Here is a 25878-nt window from a genome sequence, read left to right as displayed (position 1 = left end):
TTTCTCCCCCTATGGCCGGGACCGCCGGTTTACCTGGCCGTCACGCGTGGATTTTCGTCTTGGTCGCTGCTCCGATTTGTTTGAAATAAGCTTTGGCATCTTCCAGAAAGACGACATCGGCATATTTGTTGTGCATATCGTACAGGTTCATGTAGTGGGAAGCCTCGGTCCGGTCGAAAACGCACTCCGATACGACGCCCATCCGGAAGCGCTGCGTCGCTCCGTCTACGACGGACGCCCTTACGCAGCCGCTAGTCGTTTCTCCGGCCACGATGACCGTATCAATGCCGAGACTGATCAGCTGGAAGGTGAGCGGCGTGCCGTGGAACGCGCTAGGAGCCGCTTTCTCAATAATGAGCTCGCCTTCAATCGGCTTTACCTCATCCACGATTTGAGTGCCGCGATGCCGTATTTCCGGCGACATTTCCACCTGCTTGCGCTTCCGTCTTCCCCAATGATTAACGCCGCTGTGCAGCCCTTTGACATGGATGACCGGAATGCCGTTATCGCGGGCGACCGCGAGCAATTCGGCTGTTTGATCGACAGCCTCCCAGCCCTCAAGCCCGGTGCTGCCAGGCCACATTTGCATCGACTCGAAAATCGGCTCCCGCTTGAATCCGAGGACACTGTAATAAATATCGATCAGAACGAGGGCAGGCTTGCTTCCGAACCCGTACAGCTCCTTCTTGCCCCACAGCTCATCATGCTTCTTATCCCGCTCGCTTAAATATTTCTCCCATCCGTACATATCCATGACCTCCTTAAAATTGGTTTTACACGGGTTCCTTACACCGCTACCGTTTTACCGACCTGGCGAAAGTATTCCTTCACGTCATCGAGCATAACGACATCGGCATATTTCTGATTCATATCGTACAGATTCATCCAATGGGAGGCTTCGGTCCGGTCGAACACGCATTCCTCCACGACGCCCATCCGGAACCGGTTCGTCGCTCCGTCTACGACTGAGGCTCTTACGCACCCGCTCGTCGTTTCGCCGCAGCAGATGACGGTATCAATGCCAAGGCTGACCAGTTGAAAAAGGAGCGGCGTACCCTGAAAGGCACTCGGCGCCGTTTTCTCAATAACGAGCTCGCCGTTCACCGGCTTCACTTCTTCGACGATTTCATAGCCTTTGAGGCGCTGCTCCTCCGTAAGTGCAGAAGGTCTGGATTTACGGTGAATCCATGGCTTAATGCCGCTCTGCAGCCCTTTTACATGAATGACCGGAATGCCGCTTTCCCTGGCAACCGCGACAAGTTCGGCTGTTTTATCCACAGCGGCCCAGCCCTCCAAGCCTGTACTGCCCGGCCATGTCTCCATCGACTCGAAGATCGGCTCTCGGCGCGTCCCAAGCACGCTGTAATAGATGTCGATCAGCAATAGCGCAGGTCTCTCACCGAATCCGTTCGGCTCTTTCTTGCCTGTCAACTGATTATGCTCTTTGTCGCGCTCCGAGAAAAACGTTTCCCAACCTTTGGAATTCATCCTCATTCCTCCTCTTGAATATTATGTGACTTAAATGGCATATTACCTAACATTATCAAGAACTGCTCGCTAGTGTTGTTTTCATCTTACATGCGTTCAACGACCCGGTAAATAACCGTTTTTGAATGATTTTATTCATATAACGAATGAATACGGTTACATTTCAGAATTTTCAATTAATTAATCGTGAAATCATTGTACGATCGCCAATCTTTTGTTAGAATTATGTTAATAAATGTGACGCAATAAGAAAGGGGTTAAGGGATGAATCTCGAACAAATCTCCACCTTTCTCACCGTCTATCAAAGCGGAAGCTACAAGAAGGCGTCAGAATTGCTGTATCTTCCGCAGCCGACGGTATCGAACCGGATTAATCAGCTGGAGAAGGAGCTCGGCAAATCGCTGCTGCTTCGCGGCAAAGGCAATGTGAAGCTGACGGAGGAAGGAAAGGCATTTCTGCCGCACGCGCGCCGGATCCTGGGAGCGCTGAAGGAAGGGATGGAGGCTGTGGAGCGGGTAGGCGAAGGGGCAACCGGCAAGCTGTCCATCGGCTGCAACAATTCGTTTGCCGCCTCTATTTTGCCGGATGTAATGGAGGCTTTCGCCAATCAATACCCGGACGTTTCGATTAAGGTATACACGTACGCATCCAGCGAGCTGGTCCGGTTAATGAAAAATCAGCATTTCCAGCTTGGCATTACCCGTTATACGAGCAATGACAGCGGTTTGAACTACCGTCCGATTTTGAGCGAACAAACGATGCTGTTTGTATCGCCGGATCACCGGTTTGCGAGTCGGATCTCAGTCTCGCTAGAAGAAATTTTGCAGGAGCCGATCCTGACCTATCCGAAGGAAACCCAATACCGCAAAATGATTGACGTGACATTGAATCAGTTCAGCTTGTCCTACCAGCCGAAGCTCGAGACGAACAACTTGCAGCTAATCAAGCATTTTCTTAAAATCAATACCGGCGTGTTTCTATCTGGCAGCGCATACATGAGGAAGGAAATCAAACAAAAGGAGCTGGTTCAATTGGAAATTGAACGCAACCCTTTTCCGCTTAGCCAAGTTTTTGTCGCTTACCGTGACAATGAACTGCATAGTCTGGATTATTTGTTCATCAAGCTTTTCGAGGAACAGATTAATCTACAGGCCAAGGAAGGCCCGCTCCTGACCGCCTTCTGTTAATAGAAAATAAAAGATTAGACGGATAGGATTCGGGATTCATCCGAATCCTTTTTTGGTATGCCTGCTCTTCCATTGAAAACCAGCATGACAGGAAGACTAAAGTGAGTATATTTTAATATTTTACATTTGCCCTTATTCATCTTCCTCTAATGTTTGTCCGCTATAATCTGAAATACCTTTTGCTTCTTAGAATAGGAGGTGAACGATGAAGAATCTGCAAGCGGGAATCGAAGAGAAGGCTTCTGAGACGGAGGTTCGTCAGAAAAAAGAACGGATCGAAGAAGTAACGCTTCTTCGCGCGTTTGCTTTCTTAGCGGTGACGCTTCAGCACTGCATAGCGGAGTATATTTATCGGCCGGACATCATGCCGGCAGACTCGGTCATGCTGGCGATGCTGTATCATTTCACCCGGTTTGGCACGCCGGCGTTCGTGTTCCTGTCCGGTCTCATCCTATTTTACAATTACAGCGGGAAGCTGAACTACCGTTCGTTTATTCGAAGAAGGTTCGGTGATATTTTTGTTCCTTTTCTATGCTGGACGATTATTTACTGGGTTGCGGTGGAAGGGATTAACGGCTCCAAGTTGATGCAGCCTTCGGCGTGGCCGGGTATCTTCTTGCAGCTGGTAAGGCCGACCTACGGCTACCATCTGTGGTTTATCCTCATGATTTTTCAGTTTTACTTGTTATTCCCGCTGTTTTCCAAGGCGGTCGCGTTGTTCCGGGAGCGTCTGCACCTCCAGCCGGAAGGGAAATTATTCAACCGGGTTGCGTGGGCGACCGTGGGGCTCGGCCTAATGTACGGCGGGTTATTGTGGCTGTCCTATTACAGAATGCCAGGCTGGGCCGCTTCCATGGGCGGTATTTGGGCGGGGCTGATCGCGTACCGCTCTTATTATTTTGTCATGTACGTATTCTACTTCCTGATAGGCAGCGTATGCGCCTTCGGCCTGGCCAGGTTTCGGACGTTTGCGGCTGATGCGATGGGGTGGACGATGTTCGTGTTCATCGGGGCGTATATTTGGCTCGGTTACGATGTTCTGCGCTTCTCGGCGGAGCGAATGAATTTACAGGTTTCCAGCTATTTGAAGCCTTCCACTTTCTTGATCATCGTCTCCGAGCTGCTTCTCCTGTACGGGTTCGCGCTGATATTGCAGAAACGGAAAGGCACGCTTTACCGCATCCTGCGGTTTATCGGAAAGCATTCGTTCGGCGGATTTCTGGCCCACGCGTTTGTGCTAATGCTTGTGAGCGTGGTAACGCGGCCCATGCAGCTCAGCGGGTCTCATCTGCCGGCGGCATTGATTACGTTTATCTTGGTTGCGGCAGGCGCGATCGGTTTGGCCAGTCTGCTGGAAAAGCTGCCGTTCGGGCGATGGCTGGTCGGGCCGACGGGCCGCCGAAAGCCAAAGGCGACTTATGCAGACCGGTCAGCGGCGGAACGTCCCGTCCGAGAACAGACAGGCTAGCAGTCGCTTCAGCTTCCCGGTGCGTTATAATGCAAATAGCTATTCATCTAAGAGGACAAAATTAAAATAAAAGGGCTGCCACACGGCAGCTCTTCACTCAACTATTTCATCCCGACTATGTATGCCTAGTCAGGAATCAGCTCTGATTGCGGTTAACGAACGGAACCGTCGTTTCTTCCGGATGCTCGATGTCCGTATCTCCGTAAAATTCACGATCCATGCGAATGTTTGCTTGTTCAATCTCCGACTTGTCGGAAAGCGGGCGTTCGCTTGCGATGTCTTTCGCTCGATCCAATTTCAACACTCCTTTCTGGCGCTGCACTAGTATGCCCGTCATTGTATGTGTAAATGTACGTCAAAAATACCAGTCCTGCAAGAATACCCCTCCAGCCTGACCGGATGCCTCTCTTCCCAATCCGCCATGAGATGAGGAGAGGAGTGTGCTAGCTGCCTACGAAGGCAGTAAACACACTCCTTTCTTAAGCTCATTCCCAAATTTAGGCGGACACGGTCTGTTTGTTCAGGCTTCCTACCGAATCAAAGTATTGGCTAGCATAACTCAAATCAATAACGTCGGCATACTTCTGATGCATATCATACAAATTCATGTAGTGGGACGCCTGTGTGCGGTCGAATACGCATTCCTGCACGACACCCATCTTGAACCGGTAGGTTGCGCCGTCCACAACGGATGCGCGCACGCAGCCGCTCGTTGTCTCGCCGCAGGCGATTACCGTATCGATGCCGAGGCTGACGAGCTGGAATAACAAGGGGGTACCGTGAAATGCGCTCGCAGCCGCCTTCTCGATGACAAGTTCGCCCGGCAGCGGCTTAACCTCGTCAATAATTTCCCTGCCTCTAAGGATGTCTTCTTCGATCAGCTTAGACATATCGCGCCGCTTCTTGCCTCCGCGCGACCAGCTGTTAACGCCGGTGTGCAGCCCCTTCACATGGATGACGGGGATACCGTTCTTGCGCGCCGAAGCCAGCAGTTGGACCGTATGGTCTACCGCTTCCCAACCTTCAAGGCCCGTACTCATCGGCCAGGTTTGGACGGATTCCATAATCGGCAGCCGTTCGAAGCCAAGCACGCTGTAGTAAATGTCGATCAGCACTAGTGCGGGCGTCTCACCGAATCCGGCAAGCTCCTTTTTGCCAAGCAGCGCATCATGCTCCTTGTCCTGCTCGGTCATAAAGTCGTACCAACTCAACTTTGACATTTCGCATCCCTCCGAATCGATTAGTAACAGCTTTATCGTAATCGACGCCAAAAAGGCTGTAAATGCGCGGTTTTGAATGTGCCGTTCCATTATTTGAATGATAGCGCCTTCATGGGTATTTGCGGCAGCAGTTGAATGTAGTATGGGAGGGAATCGCGGATGAATAAGCCGAAGAAGATCCTTAGAAGCAAAATCGTTCTCTTTCTGGCCGTACTTATGGCTTTCATGTATATCAATAATAGCCCGCTCTTTTCCAGCGGATTTGACGCCCCGGAGGACATCAACCGGCTGCCCTCAGGCTTCACCGGCGGGATATGGACGAACCGGATTGACCGCATTCGCTCCACTCTATCAATAAGTAGTGATGGTTGTTTCATTGCTTCTTTGCATCGTCAAATGATCTGGAAGGAATGCTTCCCCGAGATAAAGCGCACTCGGATATCCGGGAAATCGCCTTCCAGACGGGCGGCCAGCGCCTTCATGCCGGGCTCTTCGCTCTGCGCGTGGCCCAGCAGAATCAACGCTTTCTTTTTCCCTTGATGCGCAGCGTCGCGCACATATTCCGGCGTCTCCCATTCCGGTCCCTCGCCTGTGATGATCAAGTCCAGCTTTTCTTGCTCGAAGAGCGGGATTGACAAAGCGCCGCCTCCCCGGTAGCCGACCGACAGCCCGATTCGCGTGCAAACCGCGGATAGATCGCCGACAGTCCGGACATAAGAAATGCCCAGCTTCCCCTTCACGTACTCAGCCGTTTCCCGAACGGTCATCGCCGGAATCGTCACAATCGCCGCCGCCGGCTTATGCTCGTCAACCACCGAATCCCAGCCTAATGCACGAAGCAAGCCTGCCGTAATGCCGTCGGGGTTATAGCGGTGCACGTAATCGTGGCATCTGTAGATCGCAATGCCCGATTCGGTGATAAGCTTTAGCTTTTCCGCATATACGGGGTCATGATCGCTTATGATCGGGTTCTGATGACAATAGAAGCTCGCTTCATGCGAGATGATCAGATTCGCCCCCGCTGCGACCGCTTGTTCAATCACCTCTTGCGTCGCCATAAATGTCGTTACGATGCCCCTGACCTCGGAATCGGGCTCACCGGCCTCCAAGCCGTCAACCGTATGCGCCAAGGGGCCGACGGGCTCCATTATTTTGGATATAACATCACTAATACGTATCGTCAAAATCTCCTCCCGCTCTATGGGATAACGCAATGCCCGAAACAGGTGTTATCCCGGGTTTTCCGTTATCCTTATTTTTCGTAAGCCTTTGCTGCCGTTGCCAGCTGCTCATACGCTTCTTCCGGATTTATTTTGTTGAAGCTCGTTAGAGAACGCTTCCATTTTAACATGCTTACCCCTCCTGAAATCAATCATTATGTTTTTGCTCTGTTTTCAATTAGCTATTGAAAAAGGTTGATCATATAAGAGGAATCCATGATTTATTTAAAAATACCCCGAATCTTCGCGATGACCGAAGCATTGAAAATCGAGAGCAGAATAGTCGAAAAAAGTCCGGCATCGAAGCGATGCCGGACATTTATTGCCTATTGGCGAGTTACACCTTTTTACTTTTCTTAATGGCTATTGCAATCGTTAGAGCGAGTCCGCCCCATAACAAAACTGCCCCGAACAGTAACATGCCGATCGCCGCTCCGCTCATTCCCGGACTCCCTCCTGTTTGTTATCTGTTTTCCATTTAAACACGTATGCCAGGGGAAACGCGATCAACAATGTCGCGCCAACCATCATCCATCCAAATATAAGCAGTGCATGAAAGGGGTATCCCTCGTATGCTTTCGAGAATTCCAACTGGAAGTTTTTAAAAGTCATGAAAAGCAATATGAGCGGAGTCACGCCGATAATCATGATGTTCCACCAGGCGCCCACACGGAAGTCGGACACCAGATTGTTCTCTTCCCGGATGCGTGTTATGTTAGTGAACCAGCCGATAAGGATCACTTCGAACAGGCCGGCAATAACGATACCGAAGTTATTAATAAAATGGTCTACAATATCAAGCAGCACGATACCGGCGCCGGTTGTATAAACGAGACTTGCCAGCGCGCAAATGCCGACCACCCAATTCACGGCCGTTCTTCGGCTTAAGCGGAATTTGTCCATCAAGGCTGCTATCAATACTTCAACGATAGAGATCAACGATGAGAAACCGGCAATGACTAGCGACAAGAAAAAGAGCGCTCCGAACGTTCCGTTTAGAGCGGGGAATGCGTTAATGATTTTCGGAAATACAACAAAAGCAAGTCCGACGCCCGAGGCAGCCACGTCTTTCACCTCGCTGCCTGTGGATACGGCCATGAAGCCGATCGCGGCGAATACTCCGATCGCGGCAAGAAATTCGAAACCGCAATTACTGAAAGCCATAATAAAGCCGCTATTGTTTATGTCCTGTTTCTTGTTGAGATAACTGCTATAGGTAATCATTATAGCAAACGCGATCGAAAGGCTGAAAAATATTTGCCCATACGCTGCCATCCATACGCTGTGCCATTCCGGATTCGTACCGCCGAGGAAGCCTGGCAATATTTTGCCGAAATCAGGTGTGAGCAGGTGATCTAAACCAACGGCTGCCCCCGGCAGCGTTACTGCACGGATGACAATCAAGATCATGACGACAAACAGGATCGGCATGAAAATTTTGCTTATTTTTTCAATGCCCTTCTTTACGCCGCGATACAATATAAAATAGGCTCCTGCCCAAACCGCGATTAAAGGAATCAGAATGTGCCACTGCAAACCACCTAAATTCCAACCCGACTCCGTTACGGCATCAACGGGAGTGCCCAGATATGTACCGAATAAAAATGCTTTCGTATCTTCTCCCCAACTCAAGTTGAACGAGAAGAAGAAGTAACTGATCGCCCACGCAATAACCGCAACATAGTAGGTTGTGATGACGAAACAAATCAGTACCTGCCACCAGCCGAGCCATTCGAACTTACGGGATAACCGGCTCAGCGATAATGGGGCGGACCCTCTGCCTTTCCGTCCGACTCCGAACTCCAGCAGAAGGATTGGAATTCCTGCCGTTAATAATGCGAAGAAGTAAGGGATTAGAAATGCTCCCCCGCCATTCTCGTATACGACGTACGGGAACCTCCAGATGTTACCCAAACCTACAGCCGAACCGACTGCAGCCAATATGAAACCTACCCTGCTGCCCCACTGTTCTCGTTGTTCCATTCAGCCACATTCTCCTTTCTGTTAATCATGAAAGCGCTTTACAACCTATTATCACATAATATTTTATTTGTTATCAAGGTCAATATGAAATTAATTCAGGAGACTAAGCTGTATATAGTTCAATTGAATTTTTCCCATGTTTGAAAAAAATATCCTCGGTCCCCGGTAAAAAACTCTCAAGCAGAAGGCGCTTGTCTGCGTTCATGTCAGAATTGGTCAAATGCATGCCGCGCGCATACTTACCTTATAGATTGCAAATAATTTAGGTGGTGTATGGGCGGATGCATCTGAACTTGATCTTTATGGCATACTCCAAGCAAGAGGAGCGAGCGCATACCTATGGAGAAGACCAAATCACGCAAGCTGAACATATCGTTCGAGAGCGACATGACGTTCTCTTCATTCAACGAATCCAAAGGTAAAGAATCCAAGAAAAGCAGCGGCGGCTCTAAAGGAAGGATTTGGGAGTTTGCGGCGCTGGCTACTATCCCGATGGTGCTCGTATTCGGCAATTCCATGCTTGTGCCCGTACTTCCCGAAATGCAAAGGGAACTTGGAATCAGCAAATTTCAAAGCAGTCTCGTGATCACCATCTTCTCCCTAGTCGCCGGGATCTTTATTCCGATCATCGGATATTTGTCGGACCGCTTCGGACGTAAGGTCATTATCATTCCGGCACTGGTTATTTATGGAGGCGGCGGGATCTTAGCAGGCTTTGGCGCCATTTGGAACTCTTACTCGATCATTATTATCGCCAGAGCGATTCAAGGTCTTGCGGCTGCCGGAACGGCCCCCGTCGCCATGGCGCTGGTCGGCGATATGTACGAGGGCGGAACGGAAAGCAAGGCTCTCGGGCTGACCGAAGCGTCGAACGGGACGGGGAAGGTGCTGAGCCCGATTATCGGCTCCTTGCTCGCCTTAATTGTATGGTATGCTTCCTTTTTCGCTTTTCCGGTATTTTGCGCTTTATCGCTTCTGGCCGTGCTTTTTCTGATCAAAGAGCCGAAGCGTAATAAGAAGCAGGAATTGAAGCAGTATATCGGCAAAATAAAAGAGCTGTTCAAAGAAAAGGGCAGCTGGCTCATCACGTCGTTTTTTGCAGGCTCTTTGGGACTTTTTATTTTGTTCGGCGTGCTTTTTTATTTATCGAACATTTTAGAGAAGCCGCCTTACAATATCGACGGCGTCATGAAAGCATTGGTACTAGCCATTCCGCTGCTCGGCATGGTCATCACTTCCTATACGACGGGAAGCCTCATTAAGAAAAACGGGCGTCTCATGCGGTGGTTGATGAATATCGGATTGATTGCCATGTCGATATCGCTTGCCGCAACGATTTTTTTCTTCAAAAATATATATTTGTTTATCGGCCTGCTGACGGTAAGCAGCATAGGCACCGGACTGCTTCTGCCCTGCCTGAATACGATCATAACCGGCGCCGTTCAAAAAAGCGAACGCGGAATGATCACCTCCCTGTACAATAGCTTGCGATTTTTGGGCGTTGCAGCCGGTCCTCCGTTATTCGGCTGGATGATGGATAAATCGGACCGCATCGTATTTATCACCGTATCGTCGTTGTCGTTCCTTACGCTCGGATTAGTTTTCTTTATGATCAAACCGCCGCGGCAGGTTAACTGAACGACATCAAGGGCTGCCATTTCGGCAGCCCTTGATGTCGTTCAAGCGCAGCATTGTGCTTCAAAAAACGTGACAACTCACATGGCAGACTCATTTACTCATTTTCCGCTTAATATAGCTCATTCGCTAATAGTATCCCCATTCGTCCGATATTGACCCGGCGTTAGCCCCGTCCACTTTTTGAATGCGCTCTGAAAAGCGCTCGGTTCCGAATAATGCAGCAAATACGCAATCTCTGCGACCGAATACTCCCGTTTGTGTAAATAACCGACCGCCAATCCCTTTCGGACGCCGGCGGCAACATCATTATACGAGGTGTTCTCTTCCTTCAACTTGTTCTGCAAGGTTCTCGTGCTCATCCGGAACGATTCCGCCGTCTGCTGCAGGGTTGGAAAATAAACCGGCATGCATTTCAGCATCCAATGAAATACCCGATCGGAGAACACCCTTCCATTGGTCAGCTTATCCCTCGTTTCCTCTGCGATCGATGCAAAAAGTTCAAGCAGCTTCGAGTCGGAATATAAAATAGGATAATCGAGCACTTCTTTGCTCATAAGTAAATAATTGTCCGTACCGCTGAATGCCGGTACTCTCCCAAATACGTTCAAGTAGGGAACGGTATCATCCGGCGCATCATGCGTGAACTGAATCTCATGAAGCGGAATGCGCTTGCTGCTCATTTTGCCGATCAATTGATACAACGAGCTCGCCATATCCTCCATGCAGTGCCGCGACATCCGTCCGGCCCGGCTTTGCAGAAACAAACGGAGCAGCACGCCTTCGCCCCGAACCTCCCACTCCAAATTAAATCCGCTGCACAGGATGGTGTTATATCGTTGGTAGGCCTCCAGCGCGTCGGCAACCTTCCCGGAATGCATCATCACGTAACCCAGAATACCCAAATCCACCACGTCCGTTAAATGACCCTGGCGCAAGCCGAAATGATCGTCCCTCGTGAATAAAGCTGCCGTATTCATGAGCCGTTCCAGTTCCTCTTCGGCGATTCGGACCTCCACATCCTGCAGCAGACTTCCGTCAAACGAAGAAAACCGGCAAAACTCATTCCAATCCAAGCCCTTATGAACGATTGCCTTCATGATCGGATAAACCAAGGAAATGGCAATTCCCTGACTATTCATACGATCTCCCCTCCAATTGCGCGATCCAACAGGATTAATGCGCTTTAGATCATATCTCCCGCCGGTTAAAAGTTTTATGCTGTATGTAGTTAATTGTTCCCCTATCATATTACACGAGAGGAATGGTCAGATGAAATCTAAAATCGTCATTATTAACGGGCATCCCGATCCGCAAAGCTTCTGCTCCGCCCTATGCCGCTCATATATAGAAGGAGCCGCGAGCCGTTCTGCGGAAATACGCGAGATCGATTTAAGCCAAATCGTCTTTGACCCGAATTTGAAGTTTGGATACCGCAAGCGCACAGAGCTTGAGGAGGATTTAAAAGAAGCGCAGGAGCTGATCCGGTGGGCCGATCATCTCGTGTTCGTCTATCCTACGTGGTGGGGGGCAATGCCGGCGATTCTAAAGGGCTTTATCGACCGCGTTTTTTTGCCCGGCTTCGCCTTCAAGTACAGGGAGAATTCGGTCCTCTGGGATAAGCTCTTAACCGGCAAAACCGCGCATTTGATCGTCACGATGGATACGCCCGCCTGGTATAACCGTTGGATCTACCGGCATGCCGGTCATCATGTGATGAAGCGGAACATCTTGCAGTTTTGTGGTATCACGCCCGTTCGCGTTACCGAGATCAGTCCGGTTAAGCCGTCCTCGGCGGAGCAGCGCGCCAAGTGGCTGGACAAAATAAAGCGGCTGGGCACGAAGCTTGCTTAATGCGTGCAGCGAACCCGATTGAAATTTCAATCGGGTTTTACGTATAATTTTTTAATTAAAAGCTAAAGTTTGTAAGGCTTCTTTTTCGCCTGCAATTTGATAAAATACAGGATACGGCATCATTACATTAACCCATTGGAGGATGAATCATGACAAAGCCCGCGCAACCGAACGAGCCATTGGTCACCCATATTTATACCGCTGATCCGTCTGCTCACGTATTTGAAGGCAAGCTGTATATTTATCCTTCCCATGATCTCGACCATGAGAAGCAATCGAACGACAACGGCGACCAATACGATATGGAGGATTATCACGTCCTTTCCTTGGAGGATGTTAACGCGCCTTGCATCGACCATGGCGAAGCCCTTCACGTGAGAGATATCCCTTGGGCCAAGCAGCAGCTATGGGCGCCCGACGCGGCTTATAAGAACAATACCTATTATTTATTTTTTCCCGCCCGGGACAAGGCCGGCATTTTTAGAATCGGCGTCGCTTCTAGCCCGTCTCCTTCCGGTCCGTTCACGCCTCAGCCGGATTACATACCCGGCAGCTTCAGTATCGATCCTGCCGTTCTGGTCGATGAAGACGATAAAGCGTATATGTATTTCGGTGGACTATGGGGCGGCCAGCTGGAGAAATGGCAGACCGGCGCTTTCGTTCCGGATGCGGAAGGACCGGCCGAGTCGGCTCCGGCACTAGGACCGAGAGTTGCCGAATTAAGCGGGGATATGCTCACGTTCAAGCAATCGCCTCAAGAAATATCCATCGTGGATGAGGACGGCAATCCCATTCTCGCAGGCGATGAGGATCGAAGATATTTTGAAGGTCCATGGGTGCATAAGTATAAGGATGAATATTACCTTTCCTACTCTACGGGCTCGACGCACCGCATCGTTTACGCGACGAGCAAAGATCCGAAAGGGCCGTTTGTCTTCAAAGGCACGATCCTCACGCCCGTTATCGGCTGGACGACCCATCATTCCATCGTTCAGTTCAATGATAAATGGTATTTATTTTATCATGACAGCAGCCTATCGGGCGGAGCCGACAATAAACGCTGCGTGAAGTTTACCGAGCTCGCGTATAACGACGACGGTACGATTCAAACGATACACCCTTACGGGAACAAATAAACTTCGCAAAGCATAGCATATGCGTAAATGACAGGAAGCCGATCCCCCCGGATCGGCCTTCTTTATTTGCTTCCCCTGGGATTCACACCGCATCTGAAAGTATTTCATGGTAAAATAATTTCCAGATTATATAATAGAGGTTAGATGACCGAAAGGATGCTGATCCATAATGAAATTTGAAGAGTACCGCTATGAACGTCCCGATGTAGACAAATTCAAGCAGGAGTTCACCAGACTGCTGGGGGAACTGAACAACGGCGCAACGTTAGAGCAGCAAAAAGCTTCCGTCACTGCCATTAACAAGCTTCGAAGCGAATTTGATACGATGGAAACCCTGGTGAGCATCCGGCATTCCATCAATACGAAGGATGAATTTTATAAAGCCGAGCAGGAGTTCATGGATGAGACGGGGCCGATTCTACAGGAATACATAACCGATTATTATAAAGCCCTTGTCCATTCCAAGTTCAGAGCCGAATTCGAGAAGGAATGGGGTTCGCAGCTGCTCCAGCTTGCCGAAATCTCGCTTCGTACGTTTAGTCCCGAAATCATCGAAGATTTACAGTTGGAAAACAAGCTTTCAACGGAATATTCCCAGCTTATCGCATCCGCTAAAATCCAGTTTGAAGGCGAAGAACGCACATTGCCTCAGCTCGCGCCGTTTGAACTGTCGACCGACCGCGATATGCGTAAACGGGCTTCCGAAGCCAGATACGGCTTTATGTCCGAACACGAGCCTGCATTTGACCGTATATTTGACGATCTCGTCAAGGTGCGCGTCCGCATAGCGAAGAAGCTGGGCTACGACAGCTTTGTTGAACTCGGCTATGACCGGATGATGCGCACGGACTACAATGCCGATATGGTGGCCAATTTCCGCAAGCAAGTGCTGGAGCATATTGTCCCGGCAGCCCTCCTGCTGCGGAAGCGGCAGGCCGACAGGCTGGGTCTGGATGAATTGAAATACTACGACGAGAATTTCAACTTCGAGACCGGCAACGCCGCTCCCAAAGGCGATCCCGACTGGATCGTGGCGAACGGGGCGAAGATGTACAAGGAGCTTTCGCCTGAAACGGATGAATTCTTCTCCTTTATGCGGAATAACGGTCTCATGGATCTGGTCAGCAAGCAAGGCAAGCAAGGCGGCGGATACTGTACGTATATCAGCAAGTACAAGGCTCCGTTTATTTTCTCCAATTTCAACGGAACCTCCGGGGATATCGATGTTCTGACCCATGAGGTAGGCCATGCCTTCCAGGTATTCCAGAGCCGCAATATTGAAGTGCCGGAATATGCATTCCCTACCTATGAGGCTTGCGAAATTCATTCGATGAGCATGGAATTTATTTGCTGGCCGTGGATGGAGCTGTTCTTCGAGGAGGATGCCGCCAAGTACCGTTACAACCATTTGGCGGACGGCCTGCAGTTTATTCCTTACGGAGTCGCCGTCGATGAATTCCAGCACTATGTGTACGACAACCCGGAGGCAACGCCTGCCGAGCGCAAGCGTTCATGGCGGGAGATCGAGAACAAATATTTGCCTCACCGTAATTACGACGGCAACGCTTACCTGGAACAGGGCGGATTCTGGCAAAAGCAAGCCCACATATTCCGCTCCCCGTTCTATTACATCGACTATACGCTGGCCCAGATCTGCGCCTTCCAATTCTGGAAACGTTCGAATGAAGATTTCAAATCCGCATGGAGCGATTATTTGCGGCTATGCCAAGCGGGCGGAAGCCAATCCTTCCTTAAGCTGGTCGAGCTTGCCGGTCTGACCTCGCCATTCGAGGATCATTCCATCGGCTCCGTCATCGGAGACATTGAGGACTGGCTGAACGGGATTAACGACAAAGCGCTGTAAGACGCGGCGAAGACCGCCAAACATTAGGGACACCTTATGTTTGGCGGCCTTTTGCTATAATGCGAAGGAAAGGAGTGAATCAGGATGAATCGATATATCGATCAATATATTCGCAATGAAGAAGAGAGGGTACGGGCAGGCATGGCGGAGGAGCTTGCTGCCCGTTTCGCGGAGCGTGCCGCCGCGCACGACCGGGAAGGATCCTTTCCCTTTGACAATTTCGCCGATCTTCGCGAGGCCGGTTACTTAAAGCTGACGGTGCCGAAGCCGTTCGGCGGGGACGGCATCTCGCTCTACGAGCTTGTGTTGCTGCAGGAACGTCTCGCTTACGGGGACGGCTCGACGGCACTCGCCGTAGGCTGGCATCTCGGCCAGGTCCTTCACATCGGGACAACCGGGAAATGGCCGCCGCGCATATGGGCTGATTTGTGCCGTTCTGTTGTGTCAGACGGAACGATGATCAATACCTTTGCCAGCGAAGCAGCCTCCGGCAGCCCCAGCAGGGGAGGTAAGCCCGAAACGAAGGCTATACCGGTACCAGGCGGGTGGCGGATTACGGGACGCAAAACGTTCAGCACGCTGTCACCGATTCTCGACCGTTTTGTCGTTACGGCCTATATCCAGGGCGAGGACTGCACGGCCGACTTTCTGATCACACGAACGGATCGGGTGAGCCTTGCGGAAACCTGGGATACGCTCGGGATGCGCGCGACTGGAAGCCACGATGTCATACTGGACGATGTGTTTGTGGAGGAAGACATGCGGCTGACCGGACAAGGCGCGGATGACGGCGGGGGCTGGCTTCTGCATATTCCGGCTTGTTACATGGGCATTGCCATGGCTGCAAGGGATTTCGCTCTTGCTTTCGCCCGCTCTTATCAACCCAACCATTTAGCCGGACCGATCGCCGATCTTCCCTCCGTCCGGCAGACGATCGGAGAAATGGAAGCCCTGCTGCGGACCGCGCGCGTTCTTCTGTACGCGGCAGCGGACCGCTGGGACCGGCAGAAGGAAGAACGGCCTTCGGCCGCAATGAAATCGGAGCTCGGTCTGGCCAAGTATACGGTCACCAATAACGCCGTCAAAATCGTGGACCTGGCGATGCGCATCGTCGGCGGTTCGAGCTTGTCGCGAAAGCTCCCCCTGGAACGGTACTACCGCGATGTTCGCGCCGGCCTTCATAATCCGCCGATGGATAGCTCGGTGCTCCATAACTTGGCCTCAGCCGCTTTAGACGAAACGCTGTGATTCCGGGGAAAATTTAAAACAAATCATGCGGAACGCGCGGCGGAACCTCCCGATTCCCCTTCAGAAAATATTCATATCCGCCGAATCGGGAGAGCGCCTCCCGGTCGGGCAGCCATACCCACTCGTCGATTTCGGTCTGGCAGCGGTGGGCCCGGAACGCGGCAAGCTTCTCCTTCAAATAGCCGCGAACGTCGATCTTGACCACGTCTTTCCGGGAATATCCGAAACGCTCGGGCCGTTCCATCGCGTTCCCGAAAGAAATGAAATATAACGAGCCTCGATGTCCCATTCGCCGGAAAGCTTCCGTCGCCGCTTTCCCGATTGCGCAATGATCCGGGTGTCCGCCCAGCGTCTCGTGAAAAGTAAGCACGACATCAGGATCGACTTCTCGGATCAAATCTTCAATCCGTCCCGCCAAGCCGCCGGGATCGGTAAATTCAACCGTCTTGTCGCGGATATCCAGAAAGAGAAGGTGCCGGATGCCCAGGCTTGCGCAGGCTTCCCGCAGCTCGATCTCGCGTGCAGCCGCCATTGTTTCCCGGTTAAGGTAAGGCGGATTGCCCATCCGGCGTCCCATTTCGCCGCGTGTGGCGCTCACCAGCGTAATTTCGACGCCTTCGCCGGCGTATTTGGCAAGCGTTCCGCCGCAAATAAACGACTCGTCGTCAGGATGGGCAAATACGGCCAGAAGCTTACGTTTTGGAGCGTTATCGACTGGTTTGTTCATTCCGGAAACGGCTCCTTTCCGATGTGAAGCGCCGCATTCATCCGCCCTCTGTCGTCATAGCCGGCCAGCAGCAAGCGGCCGTCCCCGGCGATCTCGTAGTGGGTGAGAGCTTCCATCCGCAGCCAGCCATGCCCATCGAATCGGAGAGCAGCGCGGAACGGGCCATCCCCCGCGATATAAGCATGAGTAACGTGAATCTTGAAATTGCGGACAAACACAAACGATGTCGCCTCGCTGTGAATATAGACATCCGTTCCAACGAAAGACCGCAGCTCTGCCTCCACATGAGGCTTCATGATTTTGTTCATCATTGAATTCTCTTTTCTTAACATATTTTCGTTGCTTACCGGATTATCGTATCACAAAAAAACTTTTAATAAAATCCAACTCTTGGATACCGGTTTTACGATCTATTTTGTTTATGATGTTTTGAATATCAATGCTAAATAGACGAATACACGGGCAATACGGGTCGCACATACATACATTCTAATATCCAAATTTTTCAAGGAGGCCTCATTACCCAGAATGAAGAAGAAATCAAGGAAAATAAAGACGAACGTGCGTTTGCACGGCGAACTCATTGAAAGCTCATATAATGAACTCGAGCTGTTGGAATCCCGCCCTGTTCCGGTAACAAAATCTCCGCTTCTTCAAGTGCTTGATTCCTTAAAGCACAAATCAACGAATATAAAATAATTTTATAAAGTCGAATATTTAAAAGCCGCTTCGTCATGAAGCGGCTTTTGGATACGGGTTACGTATCAAGTCGGCTTTAATGGGGTAAAAACACGATGAGAGCTCTGAAAATTTTCTATTTTTGTTCATTTCCTTTAAGCATCTACATGAGACGGACGAGGGCGGCGCATATGCTCAAGCTTTACGGCAGCTGAGGCTATTATGATCGACAATAGACATACCGCGAGAAAATGAAGCAAACGATTCGCAATAAACAAATGCTCCAGATGTACGGCCTCCGACGCTCCGCGAACAAGGACGATGGCGTAGGGATGCAAAATATAAATCCAAACCCGCCAGTCTCTGAACGCTTTGCCCGACTTGCCCCTCCAGTGCAGCGCCCATTGGAACAAATAATAAGCGGCGGGAATCGCAAAAATATACATCCCGTCATGCCTTGGAATATCCGCCGCATTCAGGAGGATGCCCTCGGCGAACATCAGGATTAGCGATGCGGCGAACAAGCCGGCCTGCGCGGCCGCGCTCCTCTCCCGTTTCGGCTGCTTAGACGCCCAAGCGCCCAAAGCAAGAAATACGGGAGCATAAAATAAGCCGTTGCGCGTGTAATCGAACAGGTTGAACATTCCGTCATAGATTTGCGTCAGACCTTTGTTTCCCTCCATGAATCCGTAATAGCTTCCGCCAAGCAATCCGATGGCATACAAGCTGCATGCTGCTGCCAGCATCGCTTTCATCGGCATTCTCTTATACAAGAAATAAGTCATATATAGACCGGTCAACATGGCCGGCAAGTACCACAAATGATAGACGGTGCCGTCGAACACGATGTCTTTCATAAAGGAATAAACGGAGAAATCCGTTGTAAAATAACCCGTATACAGGTTTAGCGGAATATACAATAAAATAGCAATGACGTATAGCTTGCCTACTTTTTTGGCATAGCCATGCAGGGCTTGCGGGTCGGCTGCAGGGTCGCCGGTCAGCTTGCGGAAAAAAAAGAACCCGGAGGTCATGAAAAACACGGGAACGGCTATCCGGGTGAGGACGCCGCTTATCAGAAAATCAGCATAAGGATTGATACTTTGCAGCGGACCCGTATGATTGGCGACAACCAACAGAGCCGCCATAAATTTCAACCAGTCGAGACCGCTGTAATTCGGCTTCATCACAACAAACAACCTCCTTCAGGTTACAAGTCATCTTCTTGATTAAAGATAACTGTTAACTGTAAAGAGGTTTTTAAGTAAAGCTTAAGTTTTGCTTATTTTTTGACAAGCCGCCGTTCATTTCGCGCCATTGATTGCTGAATAATATATTCAGCCGCGACCTAGTTGAGCTTCTTCTTGTCCTGCTTCCCCAAATGGGTATAGGGAATATGCCGAACGAATACGATTTCCTTGGGCATCTGGTATCTTGCGGCCCTCGTCCGCAGCCACTCCATAAGCGCTTCCTCGGTCAGGTCGGCATGCTCGGCCGTTTGAACGTACGCTTTCAGCCTCTGTCCGAATAATTCGTCGCGGACGCCTTTCACGGCGACGTCTTCTACCGATGGGTGGCGGATCAGGATTTGTTCGAGTTCGATCGGATAAACGTTCTCGCCGGCCGACACGATCCGGTCGTCCGCTCTCCCGCACAGAAAATAATACCCGCGCCGGTCCCGGTAGCCTAAATCGCCCGTCTCGATCCAAGCGCTGCCGCCGCTCTGCGTCGACCACTTGTTTTTGATGCAAAATTGGCCGATCTCTCCCGCTCCAACCCTTTTCCCGCGGGCATCCAGTACGTTTAACCGGACGCCTTTTATTTTTTTGCCGATCGTGTTAGCGGCATGCGTTAAATCTTGCGGCGTCGCGATGATATTCAAACCCGCTTCGGACGTTCCGTACAGATTGTACAATACGTCTCCTAACTTGCCCAATACCTCGGCCGCCAGCTTCGGATTAAGCTCCGCGCCCCCTGAGGCGACGCAAGCAAGCGACTTCAAATCCCCGGCATTATGCCTCAGCATTTTATGAATCATCAACGGTACGACGGTAACGACTTTAACCTGATGCCGCCGGATGAGAGCGCATGCCTTCCCGGCATCGAAGCCGCTCGTGAGGACGACCTTCTTCCCCAATGCGACGAATAAGAATAGGATCGCGACCCCGTAGCCGTGATAAATAGGCGTAGCGATGTAAGCCGTCTTGTGCCGCAACAAATTCAGCTTCGCAAGCAACGTCGAGAAAGGCTGCAAGTAATGGAACAGCGACGGTTTATGCGCGGCTTGTTTAGCTTTGCCCGTGGTACCGCCCGTCAGCAGCATGATTTTGCCGGACGACGTTCTCCGCCGTTTCCGCCCGGCGTACCCGGATGCGCGAAGCATGTTATTAATAGCGGGCAAGCGGTCATGGTAGCTCAATACCTTATCTTTCGAATACGACGATTGCTCTATCATAGAAGCTAGCTCCGCATCGTATACAAGCAAGTCAAAATCATAGGCGTCCGTCAATTGTCCGAACTGGGCCGCGCTCATCTCGGCGCTCAGCAAACAAATATCCGATCCCGTCATGGATGCGGCAAAAAGGGCTTTCACCAAAGAGGCATGGTTTCCGCACATCAGCCCGACTTTTCGACCGCTCCCGACATTGTAATGCTGCATCAAAAGCTCGGCAAGCCGTTCCGATTGGGACGATAATTGCCGGTAGGTCAGCGTTTCCCTGTCATCCGTCAACGCGGTCATCCCGCCAAATTGGCTCTCTGCGATTTTTAGCAGCGCCATGACGTTGACGCCATAATGACGGATGGCGGAGACTATTCCGTACAAACCGGCCGGAGAAAGCATGCCGATTCGGCGGAGCACGCCAAACAGTTTAAGAATCCCCACCGTCATTCCTCCTATTCCGCAGCCTGCCCAACATTGCCGCTTCCCACGGACCTCTGAACAGCAAGGAAGCCAGTTGTCCGAATAGCAGCCACCACGGCATGACTCTTTTCCGTTTCGTATACATGGACTTGGCGATGATTCGCGCCGCATGGTCCGCGCTCATGGCTGGCCTGTTCCGATAGGCCGCCGTCGGCAGGATCATCGGCGTCCTTACTAACGGCAGATAGATCGACGTCGTTGCGATTCCCATTGCATGCAGTTCGGGCGCCGAGGACCGGAGCCAGGTATCGAAAGCCGACTTCGAAGCCTGATAGGCGGCAAAGTAAGGGAATGGGATTAACGACGTGTTGATCGTCGAAACGTTGATCATCTGTCCCTGTTTTTGTCTCAGCAGCGGAATGACGGACAACAGCAACCGGACGGGCGCAAAATAATTGATCGCCATCGTCCGGGTAAAATCGTGGTAGCGGTCCAAGGAATCTTCCATCGATCGTCTGATAGATAGGCCGGCGTTGCTGACAACCACGTCAACCCCGCCTGGCAATTGATGCAGAAAGGCTAAAAACGACTCCAGCTCGTCCTCCTTTCGAAGGTCCGCCCTAAAGACGCTTACCTGTGCAGCCCCTTCCTCGATTTCCCGTTTTATGGCGCGAAGCCTTTCCTCTCTTCGGGCTGCCAGGATCAGGTGAACCGGCAGACGGCCGAGCAGGTATGCCAGCCGTTCTCCGATCCCGGAGCTCGCGCCCGTTATGACGACCGTCTTCCCTTGCAGAACGCGGGCAAGCTTCTTCTCTTCCATGCGATCCGGCGGATATAGCAGTCTTTCCAACAAACTAGGCTTGCGCATCGGCATAATCCTTTACGGTAGGGTTTGCCTCTATTGTCCTCGAATTAGCCGCGGGACACAAGCAAAAAAAAGCAGCCGGATCGGCTGCTTTCATCTTCCCGCAGCCGCCCTTTCTACAAATGTCTCAGCTTATCCGGATTGGCTACGGCGTAGATCGATTCGATTTTATTGTTTTTATAAGCAAAAGAATAGACGTATTGAATGCCGTCATCCATGACGATGCGAAGCCCCGGCGCTCCATTCACGTTAAGGTAAGCGTACGTGTATTTTCCTTCATACATCTTAAGCAAATTGAAAAGCAGATGAATAACCTGATTGAACCCGGCAACGGGAATTTGCGCCGCGCGCACCTTGCCGCCGCCGTCCGAATAGAAAACCGCGTTCTCGCCCACCAGCTCAAGCAGCCGGTTCGTATTCCCCTGCAGGAGGGCGTTCACGAAATCCTTCACCTTCTCCTCGGCGACGGGGACCGGCGGATTTTGTTCGGGATCGAAATGAATGCTTTTTTTGGCTCTGCGGAAAATTTGGCGGCAATTCGCGCTGCTTTTCCCGACCATTACGGCAATCTCGTCGAACGGATAGTGAAATAGCTCGCGAAGCAGAAAGACTGCTCTTTCCACCGCCCCCAGCTGCTGCAGGAGCAGCAGATAAGCCGTCGAGATCGACTCCCGCCGCAAGTAAGCTTCCGAGGGATCGGCTTCCGGCGCCCCGTATTCGATCAACGGCTCCGGAAGCCAAGGCCCGACGTACAATTCCCTTTTTTGGGCCGAGGAACGCAGCAGGTCGAGACAGCGGTTCGTCACGATTTTGTACAGATACGCTCTTTCGTTTTGAACGGCGCCGGCTCCTTGCAATTGGTTGTAGCTCAGGAAGGCTTCCTGCACGATGTCTTCCGCGTCCATGACGCTTCCAAGCATCCGGTAAGCCAAAGAAATAAGCGGAGCTCTATAGATTTTATATAATGCTTCTAAGCTCATCGAATGGATTTCTCTCCTTGTCCTCAAGGGAGAGCATATGCCGAACGGCTCTCTTGGCGCTTGCCGTCGAGGCGTCAACCAGCATTTCGCCGTGCGATGCCCAATCGCCCGCCACATACAGCCCCTTGATTTCCGGGACGGCGGGTCCCGGGTTCTCTTGGCGTTTCAAATGCATGAAATCATGGCAAACCGTGATCTTCGGCAAGTATTGGCTGACGATCAATTCGTCCCTCCAGCCCGGCTGGATCAGATCCAAGGCTTGTTCCAGCTCCCGCAGATCTTGTTCCGGATCGGTCTCCTTTCCTTGATACTTGATCAAGGATACGACCTGCGCGCCGTCGTCGCTTAAATAAGCCGCGCGCGACTGGTTCGAGAGGAAGACCGTTTGATCGATGCCGTACACGAACTGCTGCTTCGGCTTCGGCAGGCGCCGCAATGCCACGTCCAGGCAAGCGGACGTAATTTCGATCGCTTGTTCTTTCCAGGCATGAAGAGCGGTGGCTTCCGCATGCGGGACCAATTGACAGGCGGCCGCGGGTGGAACTGCGAGGACGATGTTTGCCGCCTCGATCCTCGTTCCGTCTTCGCACTGGACATGCCGTACGGCACCTTCGCCGTGATCGACGGAGGCGGCCTTGCTTTTCGTTAGAAACCGCACGCCGAGATCCGATGCTTTCATCCCTAATTCATCGACCGTCGCGCCCCAGCCGCGATCCAGATACAGCACGCCTTGCAAGGAATTTTGAAGCTGCTTCAAAACAGGGCCGGCCGCCTGCAGATCCGGCGCCGCCACGTAACTTGCCGTACGCAGCAGCGCATAAAATAAATGCCGTGTCATCGGATCGCGCACGTTTCCTTCGATCCACTCCCGGAGGCTGACGCGGTCATAGCGGCGGGTATCCAGCTTTCCCAATTTCGCGAGCCAAGACGCCAGCTCCGTCTTTCCCCTCCAAGACAGGAGCGGGGTGGTCAACAAGGAGGACACGCCCATCGGCATTGTATGCAGCTTCCCTTTCCATATCCCGTACCCGTCGATCGACGGTTTATTTCCTTGCAGGCTAAGCCCCAATCCACGGAACGTGGCATATGCGTCCCCATGATATAAGGCATGCCCGCCAAGATTAAAGTAGGCGCCCTTCTTCTTGTTGGAAATGGCCCTGCCGCCCAACCGTTCCGCCCGTTCGATAACGATCGTTTTCTTCCCCGCCTTTGCGGCATAGACCGCCGCCGTCAACCCCGCGATTCCCCCGCCTACGATTGCCACGTCATACTGCAGCTGTTGCATGTTGGATCATCCCTTTCGAGTTTGTTACCGGTATGACGGGCAAGGGAGGCAAAGTGTGACAAAAATAAAAAAATTAGTTCTCCATGATATAAGTATCCAAGTATTCGTTGCGGAACTTTCCATCCGGATCCAAGCGCTTCGTCAATTGCCTAAAGTCCGGCAGCTTCTCGTAGAGCGATTGCAGCCGGGCGGGCGTCATGGCAAACAGCTTGCTCCAGTGCGGACGGGCATGAAAGGGCGCAAGCAGCTCTTCGATCATCGGCAATACTTGCCGAACCGCCTCCCCATCCGCTTTCCACGTAAAATGGACCGCGACCGAATCCCGCTTGTAGCAGGGGCTCATCCACAGATCGTCCGCGGCAATCGTACGAACCTCGGAGACGTATAGTAGAGGCGCTATCCGCTCCCTTAGACGATCAATTGCGCACAGCGCTTGATAGGCATATTGTCGGGGAACGAAGTATTCGCTTTGCAGCTCTTCCCCGGCGCTCGGAGTGAAATCCATGCGAAAATGCGGCATTCGTTCGTACCACGGTCCGGGAACGCCCATCTGCTCGCTGCAATTATCCGTATTGAAGCCGGGCACCGGGTGCCGATTCCCCGCTGCCGGCGTCGCGCCGAATAACGCCGGCTCCGCCTGGGCGGATGCCTGCGTTGCTCTCCGTTTTATCCAAACCTGGTTAAAGGACGGTTCCTTCCAGTCCGTAAACAAGCTGACGCTGTAAGCGCTTGAGAATAGATCGTCAAAATGATGTTCCAGCTGCGCGAGCGGCAGATTCTCGTACACGCGCTGGCTCATCTCGAACGCCGGGATCACGTCCAGCGTGAGCTTCGTGACAACGCCCAGCGCCCCGAGTCCGACGACCGCCCCGGCGGCGTCGCCGCCTTGTTGATCGCGCGAGAATACGACTGCCTCTCCGTCCGCTTTCACGAGCTCCAGGGCATGAACCGCCGTTGCGAGACTGCCGTTCCGGTCGCCGGAACCGTGCGTCGCCGTCGCGCATGCGCCCGCGACGGTAATATGCGGCAGCGACGCCAAATTATGCAGCGCATAGCCATGGCTATCGAGGTACTTGCACAGCTCTCCGTACCGGATTCCGGCCTCGACCGTTACCTTATGGCTCGTCCGGTCCAGCGCGATGACACGGTTCAGGTTTTGCAGCGAGAGATGGCTTGCGGCCGTATCCGCGATTCCATTAAAGGAATGGCGCGAGCCGAGCACCTTCACCCGATTACGCCTAGCCACCATTTCCTGTACTTGCTCCATGCTGTCGGGGACAAGGATTTCCGTGGCGCCATACCTGTAATTGCCAGCCCAGTTACGTTCATTTTCCACTTATGCAACGCTCCTTACCCATTTGGATGAACTCTATGTATTAGAATATCTATTGATAACAAATTTAACAAGAGTTGAAACGGCATCCAAATCAGGTTCAGGAGTATTATTCATAGGGCAGTGTCTTATAGAAAGGTGAAAATAGAGCGCAGCAAGCCGCGTTTCTTCGGAGAGGCCTGAGGCTTGGCGGCGGCCGGGTGAGTCTCGTCGTGCACCGGTCGGTTTCTGACGCTTGGCGTCTGAATCGTTTCTACGGCCGCGGCTAATTGCACGATCATTTGCCGCAGCTCCTCGAGTTCCTCGCGCTGCCCGCGCAGCTGAACCGACACGACTTCGTCGGCTTTCTGTTGAAGCGAGCGTTCGACTTGCTCGATTCGGGTTAACAGCTCTTCCGCAGCCGAAGCATCGGCATGCGGCGGGGTCTCTTCCTGTCGACTCGCAGGCCGCTTCTTGTCTCCGTTAAGATGAATGCTGTCCAAGTGATCCCCGTGATCGATGCGTTCTTTAATGTGTTTGAGCAAGCCGATATCATGCTCCGAGAATATATAGTGGCCGAACCTGTCCTTTTGAAAACAATCCGGGAAAGTGGAAGCCCAACGTTTGATCGTCGTTTGGCTGACGGAAATCAGATCTGCGGCATCCTTCGTTTTCAAAGCACCCATTTCTATCCCTCCGCTTCAGTTTTTCTAACTATATATTAGCTGCCCGGAAGCGGCTTCCTGCAAGGGTGACAAAGGTAGTGCCGATTCGATAAAAAAAGTGCTTTTTACGAGTGATCATGCAAAAAAGCAGCCCGTTCCTCATCCGAGGGCAGGCTGCTTTTGCTCTACTCGTTCACCA

At 51.7% G+C, this 25878-nt stretch carries 24 protein-coding genes and 1 pseudogene; 8 read left to right on the top strand and 17 right to left on the bottom strand.

Features of this window, described 5'->3' with window-relative positions; translation table 11 throughout:
* Positions 1 to 40 precede the first annotated feature (40 nt).
* On the bottom strand, positions 41 to 748 hold the full coding sequence (locus H581_RS33805; RefSeq protein ID WP_051250703.1) for an isochorismatase family protein: 708 nt from the start codon (positions 746 to 748) through the stop codon (positions 41 to 43).
* A gap of 38 nt (positions 749 to 786) precedes the next feature.
* Entirely contained in the window at positions 787 to 1488 is a 702-nt protein-coding gene (locus tag H581_RS0111565; protein WP_051250701.1) for an isochorismatase family protein, read from the bottom strand.
* Between the two features lie 264 nt (positions 1489 to 1752).
* Here H581_RS0111565 and H581_RS0111560 point away from each other — a divergent pair, with 264 nt between their 5' ends.
* Together H581_RS0111560 and H581_RS0111555 are read left to right on the top strand one after the other, a co-directional pair.
* Positions 1753 to 2676, top strand: coding sequence for a LysR family transcriptional regulator (locus H581_RS0111560; RefSeq protein ID WP_028610120.1), 924 nt, complete (start codon positions 1753 to 1755; stop codon positions 2674 to 2676).
* Between the two features lie 205 nt (positions 2677 to 2881).
* Complete coding sequence (locus tag H581_RS0111555) at positions 2882 to 4144, top strand: acyltransferase (RefSeq protein WP_051250698.1); 1263 nt, start codon at positions 2882 to 2884, stop codon at positions 4142 to 4144.
* Between the two features lie 136 nt (positions 4145 to 4280).
* Here H581_RS0111555 and H581_RS37880 read toward each other — a convergent pair whose 3' ends face one another.
* Positions 4281 to 4439, bottom strand: coding sequence for a hypothetical protein (locus H581_RS37880; protein ID WP_156889566.1), 159 nt, complete (start codon positions 4437 to 4439; stop codon positions 4281 to 4283).
* Positions 4440 to 4641: 202 nt separating this feature from the next.
* Positions 4642 to 5364 carry an isochorismatase family protein gene (locus H581_RS33800; RefSeq protein ID WP_169507496.1) on the bottom strand — a complete coding sequence of 241 codons (723 nt, stop codon included), beginning with the start codon at positions 5362 to 5364 and terminating at the stop codon, positions 4642 to 4644.
* A 249-nt stretch (positions 5365 to 5613) separates the two neighbouring features.
* Between H581_RS33800 and H581_RS38910 the strand changes: the two are divergent.
* Positions 5614 to 5703: pseudogene (locus tag H581_RS38910) on the top strand (glycerophosphoryl diester phosphodiesterase); the annotation flags it as partial.
* A gap of 53 nt (positions 5704 to 5756) precedes the next feature.
* Here the strand turns inward: H581_RS38910 and H581_RS0111535 are convergent.
* The 3 genes from H581_RS0111535 to H581_RS0111520 form a co-directional block, all read right to left on the bottom strand.
* Positions 5757 to 6548, bottom strand: coding sequence for a Nif3-like dinuclear metal center hexameric protein (locus H581_RS0111535; protein WP_028610117.1), 792 nt, complete (start codon positions 6546 to 6548; stop codon positions 5757 to 5759).
* A gap of 373 nt (positions 6549 to 6921) precedes the next feature.
* Entirely contained in the window at positions 6922 to 7026 is a 105-nt protein-coding gene (locus H581_RS37875) for a MetS family NSS transporter small subunit (RefSeq protein ID WP_156889565.1), read from the bottom strand.
* On the bottom strand, positions 7023 to 8567 hold the full coding sequence (locus tag H581_RS0111520; RefSeq protein WP_028610116.1) for a sodium-dependent transporter: 1545 nt from the start codon (positions 8565 to 8567) through the stop codon (positions 7023 to 7025). Before H581_RS0111520 ends, H581_RS37875 begins: the two co-directional genes overlap by 4 nt.
* 339 nt (positions 8568 to 8906) lie before the next feature.
* On the opposite strand from H581_RS0111520, the gene H581_RS0111515 reads away from it, so the two are divergent.
* Positions 8907 to 10205, top strand: a complete 1299-nt coding sequence (locus tag H581_RS0111515) for an MFS transporter (RefSeq protein ID WP_028610115.1) — start codon at positions 8907 to 8909, stop codon at positions 10203 to 10205.
* 119 nt (positions 10206 to 10324) lie between these two features.
* Here the strand turns inward: H581_RS0111515 and H581_RS0111510 are convergent, their stop codons facing one another.
* On the bottom strand, positions 10325 to 11344 hold the full coding sequence (locus H581_RS0111510) for an AraC family transcriptional regulator (protein ID WP_028610114.1): 1020 nt from the start codon (positions 11342 to 11344) through the stop codon (positions 10325 to 10327).
* A gap of 130 nt (positions 11345 to 11474) precedes the next feature.
* Here H581_RS0111510 and H581_RS0111505 point away from each other — a divergent pair, with 130 nt between their 5' ends.
* The 4 genes from H581_RS0111505 (at position 11475) to H581_RS0111490 (ending at position 16304) form a co-directional block, all read left to right on the top strand.
* Complete coding sequence (locus H581_RS0111505; RefSeq protein WP_028610113.1) at positions 11475 to 12056, top strand: NAD(P)H-dependent oxidoreductase; 582 nt, start codon at positions 11475 to 11477, stop codon at positions 12054 to 12056.
* A gap of 149 nt (positions 12057 to 12205) precedes the next feature.
* Positions 12206 to 13192, top strand: coding sequence for a glycoside hydrolase family 43 protein (locus H581_RS0111500; protein WP_028610112.1), 987 nt, complete (start codon positions 12206 to 12208; stop codon positions 13190 to 13192).
* 169 nt (positions 13193 to 13361) lie between these two features.
* A complete protein-coding gene (locus H581_RS0111495) occupies positions 13362 to 15056 on the top strand; it encodes a M3 family oligoendopeptidase (RefSeq protein WP_028610111.1) in 1695 nt (564 codons plus the stop codon).
* Between the two features lie 84 nt (positions 15057 to 15140).
* Positions 15141 to 16304: an acyl-CoA dehydrogenase family protein gene (locus H581_RS0111490; protein ID WP_028610110.1), complete on the top strand. Its 1164-nt coding sequence runs from the start codon at positions 15141 to 15143 to the stop codon at positions 16302 to 16304.
* Positions 16305 to 16317: 13 nt separating this feature from the next.
* On the opposite strand, the gene H581_RS33795 is transcribed toward H581_RS0111490, so the two are convergent.
* The 9 genes from H581_RS33795 to H581_RS0111435 form a co-directional block, all read right to left on the bottom strand.
* Positions 16318 to 17031, bottom strand: a complete 714-nt coding sequence (locus H581_RS33795; RefSeq protein WP_036718491.1) for a PIG-L family deacetylase — start codon at positions 17029 to 17031, stop codon at positions 16318 to 16320.
* Positions 17028 to 17342, bottom strand: coding sequence for a DUF1806 family protein (locus H581_RS0111480; protein WP_245600026.1), 315 nt, complete (start codon positions 17340 to 17342; stop codon positions 17028 to 17030). The genes H581_RS33795 and H581_RS0111480 overlap by 4 nt, the downstream gene beginning before the upstream one ends.
* A 522-nt stretch (positions 17343 to 17864) precedes the next feature.
* Positions 17865 to 18896, bottom strand: coding sequence for an acyltransferase family protein (locus H581_RS33790; RefSeq protein ID WP_051250694.1), 1032 nt, complete (start codon positions 18894 to 18896; stop codon positions 17865 to 17867).
* A 161-nt stretch (positions 18897 to 19057) separates the two neighbouring features.
* Entirely contained in the window at positions 19058 to 20593 is a 1536-nt protein-coding gene (locus H581_RS0111460) for an AMP-binding protein (protein WP_211231464.1), read from the bottom strand.
* Positions 20580 to 21440 (bottom strand): SDR family NAD(P)-dependent oxidoreductase, encoded by an 861-nt coding sequence (locus tag H581_RS0111455; protein WP_028610107.1) that lies wholly within the window; start codon positions 21438 to 21440, stop codon positions 20580 to 20582. Before H581_RS0111455 ends, H581_RS0111460 begins: the two co-directional genes overlap by 14 nt.
* Before the next feature lie 113 nt (positions 21441 to 21553).
* Positions 21554 to 22417, bottom strand: a complete 864-nt coding sequence (gene sigJ / locus H581_RS0111450) for an RNA polymerase sigma factor SigJ (protein WP_028610106.1) — start codon at positions 22415 to 22417, stop codon at positions 21554 to 21556.
* Complete coding sequence (locus H581_RS33785) at positions 22395 to 23702, bottom strand: phytoene desaturase family protein (RefSeq protein WP_036718487.1); 1308 nt, start codon at positions 23700 to 23702, stop codon at positions 22395 to 22397. The genes sigJ and H581_RS33785 overlap by 23 nt, the downstream gene beginning before the upstream one ends.
* A gap of 73 nt (positions 23703 to 23775) precedes the next feature.
* Positions 23776 to 25038 carry an FAD-binding protein gene (locus H581_RS0111440; protein WP_028610105.1) on the bottom strand — a complete coding sequence of 421 codons (1263 nt, stop codon included), beginning with the start codon at positions 25036 to 25038 and terminating at the stop codon, positions 23776 to 23778.
* A 125-nt stretch (positions 25039 to 25163) separates the two neighbouring features.
* On the bottom strand, positions 25164 to 25700 hold the full coding sequence (locus tag H581_RS0111435; RefSeq protein WP_028610104.1) for a MerR family transcriptional regulator: 537 nt from the start codon (positions 25698 to 25700) through the stop codon (positions 25164 to 25166).
* Between the last annotated feature and the right edge of the window lie 178 nt (positions 25701 to 25878).

Source organism: Paenibacillus harenae DSM 16969, assembly GCF_000422465.1.
In the GTDB taxonomy this organism is placed as follows: domain Bacteria; phylum Bacillota; class Bacilli; order Paenibacillales; family Paenibacillaceae; genus Pristimantibacillus; species Pristimantibacillus harenae.
This window is presented reverse-complemented; position numbering and strand designations above follow the sequence as displayed.